Here is an 18,488-nt window from a genome sequence, read left to right on the forward strand (position 1 = left end):
TCAAAAAGGTGATAAATATGTTAAAAAAGGATAAGAAAAGTAATACGAGCGGCATAATTTCAAAAATCGTAGCGGATTCCAATTATAAAATTGAGCAGTTTAATCAAACAGAGATAGATAGTGTAGAAAACTTAATCACTACTAAAACGGATAAAAAAGGAAATGATGTCTATTATGTAAAATGCCAGATAAGAGATAAAGATATTAAGCTTACTGATGAGGAACTTGTCCGTCAGCTTTATATCAATAAACTTATCAATAAATACAACTATCCAAAAGAAAAAATGGAACTCGAATACAGTGTTTCTTTTGGGAGGGAGAAGAAAAGAGCGGATATCGTTATCTTTGATAAACTTGCAACAACAAGCCCTTACATTATTGTTGAACTTAAAAAGCCAAAGCTGAAGGACGGAAAGGAACAGTTAAAGAGCTACTGCAATGCGACAGGAGCTCCTATTGGCGTATGGACAAACGGCGGACAGATTTCTTTTTATCACAGGAAAGATCCTAATTTTTTTGAAGATTTACCGAATATCCCGACCTTTAATGAGAAACTGTCAGATATTTTAAGTGAGCGTTGGACGATAGATGACCTTATCTCAAAAGATAAGTTGCTTACAGAAAAGAAGAGCCTAAAAGACCTTATTTTGGAAATGGAAGACGAGGTGCTTGCTAACGCAGGTGTCGATGTATTTGAAGAAGTTTTCAAACTGATTTTTACAAAGCTTTATGATGAAATGGAAAGCGGAAGAAATCAGGTACGCCATCTTGAATTTAGAAATTACGGAGATACGGAAACGGAACTGAAAGACAAGATACAAAAGCTGTTTGACAAGGCAAAGAATAAGTGGGACGGTGTATTTTCACAAGACGCTAAAATTTTACTTAGTCCCTCTCATTTGTCTGTGTGTGTATCTTCTCTTCAAGATGTAAAGCTTTTTAATTCCAATCTCGATGTTGTCGACGACGCTTTTGAATATTTGATGAGCAAATCTTCTAAGGGAGAAAAAGGGCAATACTTTACTCCAAGATATGTAATAGATATGTGCGTTAAAATGCTCAATCCAAAGGCAGATGAAACGATGATAGACCCGGCAAGCGGGTCTTGCGGATTTCCTGTTCACACAATATTTTATGTATGGAAACAAATATTAAAAGAAAAAGGAATAGAGCAAAGTCATCTTTTCACCAGTCAGAAAAAGCCGGCTGAATGTACCGATTATGTTAATGATAAAGTATTTGCGATTGACTTTGATGAAAAAGCTGTGCGGGTAGCAAGAACGCTAAACTTAATTGCAGGGGACGGACAGACAAATGTACTGCATTTAAACACCTTGGATTATGAACGCTGGGAAGATACAACAAAAACCGAAGATTGGACAGATACTTATAACGAGGGATGGAAGAAGCTTAAAAAACTAAGAAAAACTAAGAATAGCGACTATTCTTTTGAGTTTGATATTCTTATGGCTAATCCGCCTTTTGCAGGAGATATTAAAGAGTCAAGAATAATTGCTAAATATGAACTCGGTAAAAATGCAAATGGAAAATATCAATCAAAAGTCGGCAGAGATATTCTTTTTATAGAAAGAAACCTTAATTTCTTAAAACCGGGTGGAAGAATGGCAATTGTGCTTCCGCAGGGAAGGTTTAACAATTCATCTGATAAATACATTAGAGATTTTATAACGGAGCGTTGCAGAATACTTGCTGTTGTCGGCTTACACGGAAATGTTTTTAAACCTCATACGGGAACGAAAACCTCGGTTCTTTTCGTTCAGAAATGGGACGATAAACTTTGCCCTAAAAAGGAGGATTACCCTATCTTTTTTGCCACAATGCAAGAGCCGAGCAAGGATAACTCAGGCGATAAAATCTTTGTCAAAGATAAAGACGGATTACCAATCCTTGATACGCACGGACACTTAATCGTCAAGCACGATTTATATAACCACGATGGAATGACTGAAGACGGCATAGCCGAAGCCTTTACAGAATTTGCAAAAAAAGAGCATTTAAGTTTTTTCTGACAAGCCCGTTTGATAGTGCAAAGTATACAAAGCTATTAAACGGGCTAGAGATAAGTGAGATAAAACTATCAAATCTTACACAGGATAATGAAAAATACAGATTAGATAGTGAGTTTTTTGCTAAAAAATTCCTGAACTCATATCTGAAAATAAAGAAAACTAACCATACTGTGCTTGAGAAAGAATTAAAAGTACTGACAGATTTTCATTCTAACGGAAGTTATGAAACCATCGCACAAAATTTCAAATTATTAGATGAAAAAGATTATGCTTATATGGTTAGAACAACTGATTTAGAAACCAATAGTTTTTCAGACAATGTGAAATATATTTCTAAATCTTCATATGAATTTTTATCAAAAAGCAAAGTGCATGGAGGAGAGGTTCTAATCAACAAAATTGGTTCTCCGGGAAGAACATATTTAATGCCAAAACTTGATATGCCTGTATCTTTGGGAATGAATTTATTTCTGCTTAGGTTGAAAGGTGATGTCATAGATGAAAATACACTATATCTATTTTTGAATTCTACAGTAGGGAAAAATATCATTCAGAGAAAAGTAAATGGGACTGTGCCTTTGACGATTGATAAGAAAGCTATACGGTCTTTATATGTTCCTGTGTTTTCGCATGAATTTAGAAAAAGACTAAATTATTTAATGAGCGACTTAAATAATGCTTCAAAAGAGGCAAATACAAAATACACCCAAGCCGAAAATCTTCTCATTTCCGAACTGGGACTTAAAAATTTCAATCCGTCGAATGAAAAAGTATCTATCAAAACTTTGAAAGAAAGCTTTTTAAGAACAGGAAGAATTGACAGCGAGTATTACCAGCCTAAATATGAGATATTTGACGAAAAAATAAACAACATAGGCGTTGAAAAATTAGAAAATATTTGTAGCTTAATTAACTATGGAACTGTTCCGACAAGTCCATATGTCAAAAATAACAAAAGCATTCCCTACATTAAAGGAATGAATTTAAAAAATTGTTTTATTGTAGGAGACTTCGATGAAATAGAAAATACAGAAGACTTGCAGGATAAGTTTTTTACAAAAGAAAACGATATTATCATTTCTCAGATGGGAACTGTTGGTGATATTGGAGTGGTGACAAAAGAACAAGAAAATTATTTATTCGCTTCATTTACAATTAGAGCAAGGTTAAATGATGAAAGATTTAATCCATATTTTGTAGGAGCATATATTCAAAATGTAGCAAAGGATTTTTACTTGTACAGAAATATTGCCCAAGCAAGTGTTAGACAAAATACAGATTTACCAACTATAAAAAATATGCCAATTCCACTTGTGAAAAAAGAAGTTCAAGATGAAATCGCAAGCTATATCAAGCAGAGTATGGAGTACTCAAAAAAAGCAAAAGAATTACTTGAAATTTCTACAAAAAGTGTTGAAATAGCTATTGACAAAAATGAACAGGCAGCACATAATTTTCTAGCCAGCAGCCAGCAGCCAGCAGCCAGCAGCCAGCAGCCAGCAGCCAGCAGCCAGCAGCCAGCAGCCAGCAGCCACTAATTGCCTACTATGAAGAGCAAGCAAGCTATTATATTAATCTTGCAATCTTCAAACTTTATGAAGAAATCGGCTTGTTTGATAATCTGAAATCTGCAAATTATACTGTTAAAAATCTTAAAGATACATTCGCCGTGAGCGGAAGATTGGATAGCGAATACTATCAAGAAAAATATGACAGGCTATTTGAAAAACTGTCGGACAACAACTGTGATAAATTATCTAATCTTGTTACGATCAAAAAGTCGATTGAGCCAGGAAGCGAAAGCTATCAGACAAAAGGAACACCATTTATAAGAGTACAGGATTTAACTAAATTCGGTTTGACAGATACGAGTATTTACCTGTCAGAGAATGAATTCAAAGATTGTATTAGACCGAAGAAAGACACGATACTTTTATCTAAAGATGGAACTGTCGGCATAGCCTACAAGATGAATAAAAGCGAAGATATTATTACATCATCTGCCATACTACACATGGATATTAAAGATAAGAGAGTGCTACCTGATTATCTGGCATTGGTGCTAAATTCCGTAGCGGTAAAAATGCAAGCAGAAAAGGACGCAGGCGGTTCAATTATTAACCATTGGAAAAAGAGCGAAATAGAAAATGTGATAATTCCGATTATCGCAAAAGAAAAGCAGGAGCAAATAAGCAAGCTGCTAATTGAAAGCGAGACTTTACGGAATGAAAGCAAGTCTATTTTAGAAAAGGCTGTTAAGTCGGTAGAAGCGGCAATTGGATAAAGAAGCGTATTCTGCTATTCAAACAGTAGAGCCGATTGTAAGGTGTTTTCTCCACGCCGATTTTTTAATTTGCTCATGATAGAAATAATTGACAACAACAGGCGGTGCATCAAAGGGACGGTTCATACTGTCATCATTTGTTACATAGTCAAGTCCGATGTCCGCAGTAAAGGCTTGCAGTTTCACATCAAGCTGTTTCCAATAACTGCGGTCTCCGTCAACGTATATGCTTTGATAGAGCGGCAACAAATCAGGGTAGTTCGTTTCTATGTAGTCCAGGATCACCGGTTTATAGCTGCCGCGTAAATTGAGATTTTCAAGCCAGATTAAATGACACTGATTTTGTACCCGGTTGATAATCGCTTCAACATCGGTAATACCGGGGAATATCGGAGAGATAAAACACGTGGTACGTACCCCCGCTCGGTAAAAAGTTTCCATTGCGGTAAGTCGCCGGTCAATTGAAACGGCTTTATCCATATCTTGTTGAAAGCGGTTATCAAGTGTGTTAATTGACCATGAAACGCGGGCATTAGGGAAGCTCCGAATGATATCCAGATCGCGCAGCACTAAATCGCTTTTTGTTGCAATACTGACTTTTGCCGCGCATCCATTCAACTGTAAAAGCAAAGAGCGGGTGCGCTCATAGAGTGCCTCTTCCGGATTATACGGATCGGTAACGGAACCGAAGAATAATTCTTTCCCTGCATATTTTTCAGGATGCTTGATCTCCGGCCAATCTTTAATATCCAAGAACGTTCCCCACGGTTCGGTATGTCCGGTAAAGCGCTTCATAAAAGAAGCATAACAATATTTGCACGCATAGGTACATCCGGTGTATGGATTAACAGAATAATCCGCTACGGGTAAATTTGATTTCGTTATAGCGCTGCGCACTGCAATGTGTTTGATAACAGGGGCAGTGTTCATCTCATCAAATTCCATCTTTGCATTTTGCATATCGCCCATCGGTTACTCCGTTACTTGTCCATAGCCACTAGACTGCCTTACGCTTTATCTACACTTTATCTACACTTACCAGCTTCCGTACTCCGTCTTTAACACTAAGAGCTTGTGCATTATTGATAGCGCATAGTTCGATATTTGCGAATGACTGCATAATGTCTGCGGTAACTTTTTTGAATGGTGCGGTAAGATAGTGCGGCCTGCTTTGGTCAGGGGTTATTCTTAGCACCGAACATACCCGTAAGTGAAGCAGCTTCGATTGCGTGCCCTTTAATCGCGGCCTTAAGCTCTTTTACGCTGCTGCCCGCCGGAAGACTCAGATTCATATCGAGCGCATACAGATAAAAAATATAGCGGTGCGTCCCGAACGGCGGTTGAGGTCCGTTGTAGCCGCTCGTACCCCAGCTTGTTTCGCCTTCGACGGCATCCGATGGCACATTACCTTATCCGATCGACGTTGTTTGCGGCGGAATGTTCCACAGCGTCCAATGATAAAATCCGCCGGGAAGCGGCGCATCCGGATCGTGCACGATAATCGCAAGGCTCTTTGTACCCTCCGGTACACCGTCGATTTCGAGCGGAGGAATGTGATTCGCTCCAAGTTTTGCAAATTCTTGAGGCATTTTTTCGCCGTCGGCAAAAGCCGTGCTTGTCAACTTCATAGAACCTCCTTCGGTAAGCGGTTTGATTTCGTCTTTACTTGAGCAGCTTCCGCAGGAAATAACAATCAGCGCCGCCATAAATGGCAGCATTTTCGTATAGATATGTTTCATACCGATATTTTATGACAAAGGCATTTTAAGTCAATAAGTCCGATGGCTGCTTCGGGTACACGCATCAGGCTGTTTTTAATAGTCTTACACATTGATCAGTGTTAGGCAAAAACTGAGTTCCGCAAAGAAGAGCACGCCGTACAGGAAGGCAGCGCAGCGTGGGAAACGTCCCCTGTGCAGTTTAATACGGGACAGTATGATAAAGCTCGAGGGCTCATAAGCCGGCTTCGTGCGTAACCTTGTAGGGTGAATGCGTTTCTATCCAGCTTTTTATTCCGTTCCGCAACAGCGCGTGGTCATCGCAAAGAATGATATTGTGAATCATGCAGACATTCTACCAAAAAAGAATGGTGAGTTATAGGGAGTTTAGTTCCGAAAAAGTTAGGAAAGTATCCCGCCAACGCTCTTATATTCTTTATTTATCCTTCCGTAAGGCACGGATACTCTTCCTATATGATACAAGGTAATCGATAAACGAGCCAACCGATAATAAGGCAGCAATCCAGTAAATACCTTTGTTAATAATAATCATCATATCGGTAACGGTTTTTTCTGCAAGCGAAAATGCAATTAGCAGTTCAATAAGCAGCGTAAAACCTTCGGCAAGAATATAGCATACCGTTTTAGTCTTACCTCCCTTTTTCGCACCGATGGTAATACCGTTGCCCCGTGCAAGCATCCGTAAAAATAAAATATTTAACTCACGATATAAAATAATGATAAACACAGGCAGCGGCACATAACCTGACAACATAAACGCAAGCAACACAGTCAGATTGGCAAACACATCTGCAAAAGGATCGAACAACTTACCGAAATTGCTTACTTGTTTCAATTTACGGGCATAATATCCGTCTAAAAAATCGGTAAACTCCATATAAATAAACAGCGGTATAAGAATAAGCATTACCGTTTGTTCCGATATTCCTACATAACGCGGAAGATAATAAATACAAATAAAAAGAGGCGCAGCAACCATTCTTGTTGCGGTAAAAAAATTTGCAATATTCATAATTTGACTATCCAATATCGACACGGCTTTATCACATTATTTACTTGTTATACCGAGCCTTTCTGTTATTGATTATCGGCAGTAATTCACAAAAAAAAAGCCGTCTGATATCAAGAGGCACCTGTTGATATCAGACGGCTTTTTCTGTCAGTTTTTATGCTTACTCTGCCGGTTTTCCTGCTTCCGGCGGGAGGATTTCCAATAATTCAACTTCAAAAACTAATGTTGAATTCGGAGGGATAACCTGTGAAACACCGCGTTCTCCATAAGCACTCTTAGAGGGGATATAAAGCTTATATTTTGAACCGACTTTCATCAGCTGTAAGCCTTCCGTCCAACCGGGAATAACTGCATTTAACGGAAATTCAACGGGGTTCCCGCGGTCATAGGAACTGTCAAAAACCGTACCATCAAGCAAGGTTCCTTTGTAATGTACTTTTACCGTATCGGTAATAAGCGGCGCAGCACCGGTTCCTTCAGTTACGACCTCGTATTGTAAACCGCTTTCGGTTGTCTTTACACCATCTTTTTTTCCATTTTTTTCCAAAAATTCGGTTTCTTTCGCCAAATTTTCTGCAGCCTCTTTTTTATAAGAAGCTTCGCTTGCCCGTTGCAATACCTTCTGCGCAGCAGCAATATCTACTTCTTTATTCTTTTCGACATCCTTTAAACCTTTTACCAATTCACCGTAATCAACATCCAGTTTAAAGTCCTTAAGCGATGTACCCATCATAACGCCGAACGCATAGCCGACTTCTTTTTTCGTCGGAGGAGGAAGCTCTTTTTCTTCCTCTGTTTTTGTTTCTGCAGCATTAGCGCCTTCCGCCGGAGTAGTAGTTTCGGTTGCTGATTGCTTCTTACAGCTTATTGTAAAAGAAAACACAAGAAGTGCTGCGGCAATAATCGATAAAATCTTTTTGTTCATTTTTCACATCCATAAAAATAATAAAATTAAGTTTTATGACGATACTAACAATGACTAAAAAAGTCAATCTTTTATAGTAGAAATGGAGAAAAAATGCAGTTTATCATTATTTGCATTATATATGCTCTAGTGCTTACAGTTCTCGGCTCAATTACCGTCAAAAACTTTTTAAATATGAAGGCAAAAGACGACCCGCTACACCGACAATACTTTTTTACTGCGCTTATTTTTTTAATCATCCTTATCATATCTTTTATTGCAATTCTTCTAAAGCTGAAAAGAGATATATTTATCGGTGACGGATCAGGCTCGGATATCTTTATAGGATATTCAGATAAAACCGGCTATGGTCTTATAGGCTTTATCATCTTAATGATCCTTGGAATAGCAGCAATCATCTTATTTGATCGGTTCTTCCTCAAACGAAGATCAAAAACCGAGCAAGAATACCGCAGACGCCGAAAATTAGCCATTGCTGTTGCTATAATTCTGATCGGAATAATCGCAGTGCTAAAATTGATTTGGTAATGTTTACGGGTTTATTGTATAAAATTAGGACATATAGCTATCTAAAAAGAAAAAAAGAAAGAAAATTTACCCAACTTGTATAAGTTAAAAAAAACTGATATTATTTTTTATTCGGTATATTCAAAAAGATTATTTGTGAAATAAGCCTGTTTATTAAATAAATTGTTATGCAATAATGATTTATAAAATTCACAGATGGTTCAGAAAAGAAAATCCTTTTAAATTATCACTTTTTGAACTTTCCTTCACGCAGTTTTTGAAATACTAATTTATTTTATATGAGGTGAAATATGATTAGAGGCGGCGATATTGCAAAAGGCACAGTATTATTACACAAAGGTAGTCCGTATTTGGTAGTCGAACGGGAATTTGTAAATCCCGGAAAGGGAGCTGCATTTGCTCGTGTTAAAATGAAGAATTTAAAAGACGGATCCGTTTTAACTCAAACCATTAAAACAGCTGATACGGTAGAAGATGCAACAGTAGACACTCACAAAGGACAGTATCAGTATGAAGATGGGGAAAACTATCTTTTTATGGATACGGAAAGTTATGATCAGATTTCAGTTCCGTCAGATATTATCAACGATAAAAAATACTATCTGCGGGAAGGTGATGAATACGAAATCCTTATTTGGGAAGGTAACCCTATCGATGTAAAAATTCCTGCAAAAATGGTGTTTGAAGTTGCAGAAAGCGAAAACTATGTAAAAGGCGATACCGTTTCAGGAGCAACAAAGCCCATCACTACTGAAACAGGCCTTGTAGTTCGTGTTCCTCTCTTTATCAAACAGGGTGAAAAGATACTGGTTAACACCGAATCGAATGAATACCAAGAACGTATCAATTCATAGTTATCCTCAAGAACTCTAAGTTTAACTGAAATCTTAACAAAAAGCCCTTCAAACGATTGAAGGGCTTTTTTATTCATGTGGAAAATTTAATTTCCCGTCACTATACAATATACACTCTGTATCAAAGTTTATTTGTTTTTATAAGTTTCACAAACAGTTTTCTTTAATGTTTCACGTGAAACATTTGATAAAAGATTGTAATAAAATATCTATTCATTAATTATTTTATTTTTTAGCACGCTTTTCGTCAATTTAACTATAATAGTAACAATATAAGTCATTATTGTTAAAAAGTTTATCTTGCTAATTTTTGAATCTCTTTTTTTACTTGACATTTCGATAAAGAGAAGATAATCTAAAAAAAATATATATCAGGAGGATATATGAAAAAGCTACTTTTTATTAGTATGTTTGCACTTTTAGCGAGCTCATTCACCTTCGCTGCGGCAAAGGGTACCGGCGGCGGTAATGGTAACGGAGGAAAGGATAAAATAGGCGGATATATCGGTTCTCCGTTCGGTTTATCTTATTCACATGAATTTAATGATTTGGTTGAATTCGATTTAGTTGCCGGTTATAGCGGTCTTTTTAGCTGGAATCATATTGATATTCAACTTGGAGCTCTTTTTACGGTATGGGATCCGGTATTATCAGGTCTTGGCAATCAACACTGTCCATTATCATTAGGTCCGGTTATTGGAGGTAGTTTTGACTTCTACACCGTACCATATTATGGGGGAACCTACAAAGGTGGCTCAATATACGTTTTATTACCGGTTAGATGGGAATTAAATTTTGGAAATATCCCTGATTTTAATATATTCCTTGATTGGGCTCCGGTCGGTGTTTCCATTAATTTCCATCCGGATTATTATGATGGTAGGATACACACTTCTGTATGGTATGCTACTCGCTTCGGTATTGGTTTAAGATACCGTATTCCAGGTAAAAAGTAAAAAACTTAAATTACCATGGGGATGTTCCCAAAGTTGGTTACTTTCGGGACATCCCCATTAAATTTTTTACTTCTTTTACCATTTCTTCATTAAAATTATTAAATTGATATCTTGACGTACTATACTAATAAGTGATACTCTTTAAAAGTTCTGCGGATGTCGTATAACGGCTATTACCCGAGCTTCCCAAGCTCGTGACGGGGGTCCGACTCCCCTCATCCGCTGTTATTTATTCTAACCTCTTTCTCTAATAGACATCCTCAATCTTTCAAAGGCTTTTTGTACTTCTTGCGGTAATTCTGTTTTTACAACATCATCAGTTTCTATCGACGTTTCCTGCTGTATTGATAGTCTGTCAGCTTTTTCAGTCACCTGTTGCTTATCGGGAACCGCTCTACCGCTATTTTCAGTATTTCGAAACTGATGAGAAGTCTCATAATGCGATGAAACAATAACGGAAATATTCTTAACTCCCAGTTGAGGATATCTTTTTTGAAAGTTTCGCAAAATATATTTCTTGTTTAATAAAATCTGCTGACTCCAACCGGGGTGATCAACTTCAATAACCGCCGTTTGATGTTTTATATCGATTAGTTTTGAATGGGCAGCTTGCTTCTCTCCGACAATAGAAGCCCATGACGAATATACTTCCAATACTTTTGATTGTTCAAAAAGCCCTACCTTATCAAGATAGTTCAGAATCAATTCTGAAAGCTTTTTTACGTCATTCTGCACGGAAGCTGCCCTCCGAGACAATATATACACGGCTTTTTTCGCGTATGTAGTTTTGATACGGCTCACCCGGAAGGAATGTACAGATAAGCTGGTCATAACGAGGTAAATGCTCGGTAAAATTTTTTCGTTTTTCAGGATCAAGTTCCAAAAGAACATCATCCATCAGCAATACGGGTAATCGGTTCGTCTTTTCCGTATAAAAAAATGCCTGAGCAGCTCTCAAGACAAGCGAAAGTAAGCGTTGCTGCCCCATCGAAGCGGTTTGTACAAAAGGCTTTTTATTGCGGATAAAGCGTATCTTATCGCGATGAGGCCCCGACATACTGGTATTCATTGTAAAATCAAGCTGGCGTTTTTCTATTAATGATATTAACACTTCATCAAAATTCGTTGATTTCCATGAAGGGCTGTAATCGATCATCACGGAATCTATCCCACCGATATTTTCATATAACGAAGAGAATATATTATTGAACGATTCAATAAGTGCACGACGCTTTTCTATAATTTGTATGCCTATAGGAATGAGCTGCGCGTCAATAACATCCAGTATTTCGCCCTTTTTTTCTTTTAATACGAGATTGCGTGATTTTAGTAATTTTGTAAAGTTACGTAGAATATCGATATATGACGGATCATAGAGAGAAAGAGATTGATCGATAAAAAAACGACGGCGTTCCGGCGCTCCTGTCGCAAAATCCAAATCATCATGGCAAAAAAGAATGCAAGGAATAGTGGAGATAAAATCTTTTCTGTCGTGTATTTTCTTTAAGTTTTTTTCTATGATTTTTTTTTTATCTTTTGAAATAATTGATATTCTATGACTCCGCTCTTCATTTTCTTTAAATAAGACACGGATACTATATTCATTCGTATTTTTTTTATATATTTCCGCTTCGTTTCTGGTTCTAAAGGAATTTCCATAAGCGGCAAGGTATAACGCTTCCAGTAGGTTTGTTTTACCTTGCCCATTTTGACCGACTAAAAAAACTTCAGGAGCGGAGAGGTCAATTGCCTTATCCTCAAGGTTCCTGAAGTTGTAAGGAGAGATCGACAAAAACGGCACAAATACTACTCCATTTGCATCGGCATAATAATATGGAAGAAATGAGTATCTGTTTCCGGCCGTAATGTGATAGCCCGCATCGGATCGGTAAATTCTATGCGGATATTTTCCGAACCAAGTACCTTGAGCGGTTCTTCAAGATACATATAGTTTAAGGCGATGGTTATTTCTTCACCCTCGTATTTACAAGGAATTTCTTCGTTTGCTGTTCCAAGTTCATTTTCATTTGACGTGATGGAGAGCGTACCGGCAGAAATTTTTAAGAATATCCGTTTGGATTTTTGTTCTACAAGTAAGGCAACTCTTTTTAAAGCCTGTAAGAAATCATCACATTGAGCTTCAAAGTGATGTTCTTGAGATTCGGGAATAACTCGTTCATAGTTCGGGAATTGACCGTCTATTAAAACCGAAGAAAAGTTATAAGCATTGAAGCGGAAGAATATGTTTTTTTCGCTTATTCCGATAGAAATCATACCTTCTTCCGAAGATCGACGTTGCACAATAGAAAGAATTTTAGGAGGAATGATACTCCCTTTAAAATCAGGTAAAGCAATCCCAAAATCATGTTGAATAAATGCTAATCTTCTGCCATCGGTAGCTGCAAAAATCAGATTGTTTTCTTTCTTTTCCATGTAGACGCCGTTCATAAAGTAACGTGTTTCATCATCGGAAACAGCGAAAATCGTTTGAGTTATCATTTCTTTAAATTCTTTTGCAGGAACTTCAAAGAATTGAGTATTTGAAGAATCGGTAAAAGGAGGAAAGTCGTTATCTGATATGGTTTTAAGAGAGAATTTTGCTTTTTTGCTGATAGAACGGATAATGAGTTTTTGATCTTTTTGTTCCGCTTCTATTTCGCCGGAAGGCATTGAAGCGATAATACTGGTGAATTTATCGCAGAATACGGTTGTTGCACCTTCTTCGGCAACATCGACGGGGATTTTTGTTTCAAAGGCTACTTTTATATCGGTTGCACGGATTGTCAAGCTGCCTTCTTTTGCTATGAGCAGGGCATTTGATAGTATGGATATTGCTGTTTTGTTTGAAATGATTTCTTGAGCAATAGCCATTTCTTTTAGTAAAACTTCTTTAGTAAATGTAAATTTCATGATTTCTCCTAAAAAGAGGTTATCTTTATTATAATATAAATTTAGTAATAGTAATAGTAGGCACTGTGAATTTCTTGATATTTAGGTTAAAGCATTGTTTAGCCGTTAGTTAGCGTTTGAATAATGATGTTTGAATTGTTCACAATTTGTATCATTATGCACAGCTGAAAAAGATATACACAGTAGAATGAGTCTTATAAACAAGTTTTACATCGATTATGCAGAGGTTATGAACAGTGGAGAAAATAAGGAATTGACGATTGAAATAGCTTGACTGAAAAGCTCTGCTACTGAAAATTTTTTGAGATATACAGGATTGGCGGTTTTTACTATACTAAGCTCAGTATGATAAAAGCGTTTACGGTAGGAAAAAACATATTTTCATCGCAAGAGCATGTGTTGATTATTGCGGAGATTGGGACGGGGCATAACGGCAGCTTGCAGAAGGCGAAAGAATTGGTAGCGGCTGCTAAAGAAAGCGGAGCAGATGCGGTTAAATTTCAGATTGTATATGCGGATGAAATTTTGCATCCCGATACCGGTTTTGTGAATTTACCGACCGGAAGGATTCCCCTCTATGAACGCTTTAGAGGGCTGGAGTGCAGTATTGATTTTTACGGTGAATTGGCACAGTACACACATAAGCTTGGAATGCTTTTTTCAGCTTCGGCATTCGGGCTTCGTTCCGCCGATGAATTGCGGCAGCTTAATCCGGCTTTTATAAAAATTGCGTCGCCGGAACTCAATCATTTTCCGCTGCTTGAACGCGTTGCTTCATTCGGACTGCCGGTTATTCTTTCGACCGGTGTTTCTCGGCTTGGCGATATTGAACGTGCCATAAGCTGTTTGGAAAGCAACGGCTTGCCTGCCAATATGCGGGCGTTGCTCCATTGCGTAACGGCGTATCCTGCGCCGGAAACGGATTATAATACGGCTGTGCTGCAATCCTTATCGATGTTGTTCAATAGTCCTGTCGGTATCAGCGATCATTCTCTTGATCCTGCTGCAGTTCCGATAGCGGGGTTATTGAGCGGTGCCTGTATTCTTGAAAAGCATATTTGTCTTTCCCGCAGCGATGTCGGTCTTGATGATCCTGTTGCGTTGGAACCCGTACAGTTTTTGCAAATGTCAAAAATAGTAAGGGAATTAACCGGTAAGTCCGATGAAGATATTTTTAACGCAGCGCAGGCTCACGGCTATTCCAAGGATTTTTTGCGGCGTATTATCGGCGACGGTGAAAAAAAACTTGCTGCTGCGGAAAAAGAGAATTACGGCAAAACGAATCGTTCGCTGCATTATATAAAAGATTTACAGAAAGGTGCCGTCCTGAAAAACAGGGATATTGCCGTTTTACGAACTGAAAAGAATTTAACCGCCGGAGAGTCTCCTGAGTATTTGCGTTATTTTATCGGGTCGATTTTGCAGAAAGATGTTACCGGAGGTTCCGGCGCCGTGTTTGATGATATTATAGAGAGGAAAATGCGATAATGTCGGATTATTACGAAACCCTCGGCAGTTTGCTGCGTGATCGGCTCGGCACGGATGAAGATCCCTTTGAACAAGCGGTAGAAGGCCGGCAGGGTAGATACCGAAGCGCCGGAAATAAAATCGAGCGGCGTGTTCCTAAAAAAAGAACATACAAAGAACCTGAACAAAAGGTTGAACCGATACGTGTTCCCGTTCCCGATGCTTTAACGGAAGATTTTGCCGTTTTGCAAGTGCTTCCGGGTGTTCCGCTTGATTATTGCAAAAAAGCATGGAAACACTTATTGAAAAAATACCATCCCGATGTCATTGCCGAGGAATCTGCACGGCAACAAGCTGCGTCCATTGTCCGAAGAATAAATCGTTCCTATAAGCGTATCGAAATATGGTTTTCAACCGGTAAGGTACAGGATTATGACAGTTTATGAGCTGCGTGTATAACTATTTATTTCAGAAAGTATTGTTACCGGCAGTACGTTTGTGTTGGATATTCTTTTTTCTTCTTTTACCGGTTCAAGGACTGATTGCAGAAAATATTTTTTATGAATTCGGGCCTAAAACGGATAAGGTTATTGTCTTTACCGCATCGGCAGGTAGTGATAATCAAGCTACTGCTATAACCCTGCAACTGCAAAAATATGCACAAAAATTATCCGCTGAAGCGCCGGATACTCATATCATTGTTACTATTACGAAAAATGATATTTCAGAATTACCGGTTGACATTCCCGTAAAGCGGTACGAGGGGACTAAGGCGTTAATTCAGACTTTGATCACATATCCGAATGCCGCTGTATGTCTTGTTGCCCCCGATAAATCCGATGGCGCGCGGATTGTTACGGGAACATCGAAAGGTACAACTCCTGCATGGTTCCTAAAGACGGTATACGCCTCTTTGAAACAAAAAAATATTCCTATTGACTTTTATACTAATGCGGTTGTGTTTCACCGTCTCGGTTGGCTGCCTGATGACCCTGCTTTACGGCTCTATAATGAGGCGAATATTCCAGCGATAAAAATAGAAACCGGTGCGGATTTATCGGATTTTTTCTCTTCGGTTGCGCCTGCAATTATTCAGAGTATGAGTAATGAATGGGATACTCATTATTTTGTTTTTAAGCTGCATAAAAAGCTTGTTGTCATTAATGAGCAGCATATAGTTATAACGCTTATCGTATCGTCAATTATATTCTTGCTATGGTTGGTATTTTTTAGTTTTTTATTCGGGAAAAAACGGGATCAACATGTAAAAGATTTATTTAAATTGTGGTGGATGCCGCTCTATTTTTTCTTGATCAATTGGCTTAGTTTTTTCTTAGGTTCCAAGATAACGGAAGCACTTTTTTACCTGCGTTTTTCGTCTATAAGTGAGCTGAATTCATTCCCGTTGACAGCGCTATTGATTAAATATGTGTTTGCATTGTTTTTTATGTTTACCGTTACCGCATTTAATAAATTTATTCCACTTCCGGCAAATCGTTTTATTTACGGATTTATTGCGCACGCGGTTTGTTTATTAAATATTTTTATTTTTTCATTTTTTAACCTTTCGTTTTCAATCATCTTTATGGCCATTTATTTTGTATCGTTAGCTGCCTATCATTTTAAAAATATTGTACTGCAAATTATATTTATCGTATGTCTTTTTTTACCGCTTATGCCGTTTGTAACGCATATTATTCTTTATCGCGAATATATGTTTCATATCATATTTTTTATCAACCTTGCATCAGCATGTATTTTTGTTCCGTTTGATCTGTTTTTAATCAGGCTTGGTCTCAGTATTGATAAGAAAAGAAAAATTACTAAACCGTTTTTTAGGATACCGATTCAATGTAAGGTTATGGGCGGGCTGTTTCTTGTGTTAGTGCTTTGGGTATTTATTATGCCGGCAACAAGGAATACCGTTCATAATCGCTGGATGTTGATTCAACATCTTAACGGTGATGAAAGCAGTGTTGTAAAAAAATATATCGATTCTCCGGCGGAAGAAAGCATAACGGATTATACCCGTGGCAATACACAGGGTACAGCGGAAACTGCGGATAGTTTTTTAACTGTTCGTACCTCATTTGAAAATTACTTTGAGCGCAGCATCGGGGCTATTACCATTGATTCGCCGTTAAAAATTGAAGCATTTGCCGTAACCTTGAGCGCAGTGAATGATATTGCAATTTTTGAATCCGATGTTCGATTTGAACAAAATGCTTCCGGCGATACGGCAACGTTTGTATCTTCTCCTCGCCCGAATTTTCCGGTTGTTATTCATTTTTCAGGTAAAAAAGATGCTGCCCTTACACTTTCGGTTGTGGTGTGGTCAAATGATAATCCGTTTGAAATAAAGGTGCCCGTAGATAATTCCAAAGATGCTGCCGGTAAAACGGAAGCGATACCGTTCCTCTTAAAGATAGAGAAAACGCTGCATATTACGGCAGAAGGGAAGAGGTAGCGGCAGTAAATCTGTATTTATGGTTTTTGCTGGAATAAAAGCAGTAAACTTACATAAATATCTTTATCCATAAATTGCGGCTTGTCTGAAATGTCAGTATTGAAGCAAGTGTTAGAAGTTTTATCTTTCTCCTTTTCTAATACCAAACGCAATCATTCCGATAAAGAACCATAACGCTACTGATAATATATTAATGATAATAAATGGCAGGAGCTTCTTTTTCTTAACTGAAAACCCTATTGGAATTATTGTCCCTAAAATGATAATAACACTCATAAAATTATCAAGTAAACTATGCTTTGAAAGAATAAATAATGGAACACCAAGTAAAATTATTAAATAGTCCTCTTGTAACATTTCGATGTATGTAATTGATCCATCAGATATTTTGTAAATACATAATGATAATACAAATAAGAATAAGAAAATAAAGAAATAAATGCTAATAATACTAACTTTATTTTGTGTTAATTTATTCATTTGTCTGTTCCAGTTCTATAATCTGATTTGAGATAAGTAAAGTCATATTCTTTCCATTTTTTCCAAGCTACGTTTTTATTATACCCCGTCGCTATAACATTTGCTTAACCTGCATTTTTGCATACGTAAAAATATCGGCTTCGAAAACGATATTATGTGATTATTTATGTATCTAATTCATAGATATATAAAACATTACTATCTAAATCAAATAAAGCTACTGTAAAATTAAATGAGTATTTCCAATGTAATATAAAATCTGGATTTTTATTTTCAGGATTCTCAAATTCATCTAAACGATTTATGAAATAATAATAATAGTTTTTTGTTTTAGGGAAAACCATTCTTTTATCATGTATAAAATTAATGTTTTTTATCCGGATATGTATTAAATAATGTTCCTACTCTATATTCCAATTCAATTTTCATGTATCCATCATATTTTTCATTTGGAGTTCTTTCTTTTCCAAGACGGCACCATGATATTCCTGCGGTATATGGCATATAACCAAAACTGTATTTTTCAAAATAATCAAAGTTCTTTTCAAAATAGTTTAATAAAGATTCAGGTTTTGAATATTTTAAAGAAAGAACTGTATGGATAGGAAAAGAAAGAAGAAAAATTATAAAAAGAATTGAAACAATACCATAAATACCAAATCTATTATTTTTCTTTTTAGAAACAGCGTTCTTATTTGAGATTTTATTTTTAAGTTCTATAATACCAAAAATTATTCCGGCTCCAGGAAGAATGAATACGAAAAAATAAAATGATATTAGTAAAAAACCATCAAAAACCATTTTTTATTCTCCAAACATTCCAGAGGGGTATCCGG

Annotated in this window: 17 protein-coding genes, 1 tRNA gene and 1 pseudogene; 10 read left to right on the forward strand and 9 right to left on the reverse strand. The window is 37.1% G+C overall.

The features are described from left to right. Positions 1-17: 17 nt before the first annotated feature. The 3 genes from E4N65_RS11415 (at position 18) to E4N65_RS11425 (ending at position 4,314) form a co-directional block, all read left to right on the forward strand. The gene (locus E4N65_RS11415; RefSeq protein WP_044014500.1) at positions 18-2,030 is read left to right on the forward strand and encodes a type I restriction-modification system subunit M; all 2,013 of its coding nucleotides are present in this window, start codon (positions 18-20) and stop codon (positions 2,028-2,030) included. 170 nt (positions 2,031-2,200) lie between these two features. Continuing rightward, positions 2,201-3,568, forward strand: coding sequence for a restriction endonuclease subunit S (locus tag E4N65_RS11420; RefSeq protein ID WP_253673334.1), 1,368 nt, complete (start codon positions 2,201-2,203; stop codon positions 3,566-3,568). Positions 3,569-3,639: 71 nt separating this feature from the next. Next, entirely contained in the window at positions 3,640-4,314 is a 675-nt protein-coding gene (locus E4N65_RS11425; RefSeq protein WP_200877770.1) for a restriction endonuclease subunit S, read from the forward strand. Between the two features lie 18 nt (positions 4,315-4,332). Here E4N65_RS11425 and E4N65_RS11430 read toward each other — a convergent pair whose 3' ends face one another. The 4 genes and pseudogenes from E4N65_RS11430 to E4N65_RS11450 all read right to left on the reverse strand — a co-directional run bounded on the left by E4N65_RS11430 (position 4,333) and on the right by E4N65_RS11450 (position 7,990). Beyond that, on the reverse strand, positions 4,333-5,283 hold the full coding sequence (locus tag E4N65_RS11430; protein WP_235619793.1) for a radical SAM mobile pair protein B: 951 nt from the start codon (positions 5,281-5,283) through the stop codon (positions 4,333-4,335). 206 nt (positions 5,284-5,489) lie between these two features. After that, a pseudogene (locus E4N65_RS12320) lies at positions 5,490-6,053 on the reverse strand (YbhB/YbcL family Raf kinase inhibitor-like protein). Positions 6,054-6,468: 415 nt separating this feature from the next. Continuing rightward, entirely contained in the window at positions 6,469-7,065 is a 597-nt protein-coding gene (pgsA, locus tag E4N65_RS11445) for a CDP-diacylglycerol--glycerol-3-phosphate 3-phosphatidyltransferase (protein WP_044014497.1), read from the reverse strand. A 160-nt stretch (positions 7,066-7,225) separates the two neighbouring features. Beyond that, on the reverse strand, positions 7,226-7,990 hold the full coding sequence (locus E4N65_RS11450) for a BamJ family beta-barrel-assembly machinery protein (protein WP_044014494.1): 765 nt from the start codon (positions 7,988-7,990) through the stop codon (positions 7,226-7,228). Between the two features lie 93 nt (positions 7,991-8,083). Between E4N65_RS11450 and E4N65_RS11455 the strand changes: the two genes are divergently transcribed. From E4N65_RS11455 to E4N65_RS11470, 4 genes are all read left to right on the forward strand, one after another. Next, positions 8,084-8,518, forward strand: a complete 435-nt coding sequence (locus E4N65_RS11455) for a hypothetical protein (protein WP_044014492.1) — start codon at positions 8,084-8,086, stop codon at positions 8,516-8,518. Between the two features lie 290 nt (positions 8,519-8,808). Next, the gene (efp, locus tag E4N65_RS11460; RefSeq protein WP_044014490.1) at positions 8,809-9,372 is read left to right on the forward strand and encodes an elongation factor P; all 564 of its coding nucleotides are present in this window, start codon (positions 8,809-8,811) and stop codon (positions 9,370-9,372) included. A gap of 383 nt (positions 9,373-9,755) precedes the next feature. Next, positions 9,756-10,328, forward strand: a complete 573-nt coding sequence (locus tag E4N65_RS11465) for a hypothetical protein (protein WP_044014487.1) — start codon at positions 9,756-9,758, stop codon at positions 10,326-10,328. A 152-nt stretch (positions 10,329-10,480) separates the two neighbouring features. After that, positions 10,481-10,552, forward strand: a tRNA-Gly gene (locus E4N65_RS11470). 10 nt (positions 10,553-10,562) lie between these two features. Here E4N65_RS11470 and E4N65_RS11475 read toward each other — a convergent pair. From E4N65_RS11475 to dnaN, 3 genes are read right to left on the reverse strand one after another with little or no spacing between them, the layout of a single operon-like run. Further along, entirely contained in the window at positions 10,563-11,063 is a 501-nt protein-coding gene (locus E4N65_RS11475) for a DciA family protein (RefSeq protein ID WP_044014485.1), read from the reverse strand. Then, positions 11,053-12,129, reverse strand: coding sequence for a DNA replication/repair protein RecF (locus E4N65_RS11480; protein WP_253673337.1), 1,077 nt, complete (start codon positions 12,127-12,129; stop codon positions 11,053-11,055). The genes E4N65_RS11475 and E4N65_RS11480 overlap by 11 nt, the downstream gene beginning before the upstream one ends. Positions 12,130-12,134: 5 nt before the next feature. Continuing rightward, complete coding sequence (gene dnaN, locus E4N65_RS11485) at positions 12,135-13,238, reverse strand: DNA polymerase III subunit beta (protein WP_044014482.1); 1,104 nt, start codon at positions 13,236-13,238, stop codon at positions 12,135-12,137. 345 nt (positions 13,239-13,583) lie between these two features. On the opposite strand from dnaN, the gene E4N65_RS11490 reads away from it, so the two are divergent. Genes E4N65_RS11490 through E4N65_RS11500 form a run of 3 tightly spaced genes read left to right on the forward strand, consistent with a single transcriptional unit; the run spans position 13,584 to position 17,172 of the window. Further along, positions 13,584-14,726: an N-acetylneuraminate synthase family protein gene (locus E4N65_RS11490; RefSeq protein ID WP_044014480.1), complete on the forward strand. Its 1,143-nt coding sequence runs from the start codon at positions 13,584-13,586 to the stop codon at positions 14,724-14,726. Then, a complete protein-coding gene (locus E4N65_RS11495) occupies positions 14,726-15,151 on the forward strand; it encodes a J domain-containing protein (RefSeq protein WP_044014479.1) in 426 nt (141 codons plus the stop codon). The genes E4N65_RS11490 and E4N65_RS11495 overlap by 1 nt, the downstream gene beginning before the upstream one ends. After that, on the forward strand, positions 15,148-17,172 hold the full coding sequence (locus E4N65_RS11500) for a hypothetical protein (protein ID WP_044014477.1): 2,025 nt from the start codon (positions 15,148-15,150) through the stop codon (positions 17,170-17,172). Before E4N65_RS11495 ends, E4N65_RS11500 begins: the two co-directional genes overlap by 4 nt. A 120-nt stretch (positions 17,173-17,292) precedes the next feature. On the opposite strand, the gene E4N65_RS11505 is transcribed toward E4N65_RS11500, so the two are convergent. After that, on the reverse strand, positions 17,293-17,652 hold the full coding sequence (locus tag E4N65_RS11505; protein WP_044014475.1) for a hypothetical protein: 360 nt from the start codon (positions 17,650-17,652) through the stop codon (positions 17,293-17,295). Between the two features lie 363 nt (positions 17,653-18,015). Then, on the reverse strand, positions 18,016-18,453 hold the full coding sequence (locus tag E4N65_RS11510; protein ID WP_235619792.1) for a hypothetical protein: 438 nt from the start codon (positions 18,451-18,453) through the stop codon (positions 18,016-18,018). Positions 18,454-18,488: the final 35 nt, after the last annotated feature.

It is taken from the genome of Treponema sp. OMZ 855 (genome assembly GCF_024181145.1).
GTDB lineage: Bacteria > Spirochaetota > Spirochaetia > Treponematales > Treponemataceae > Treponema.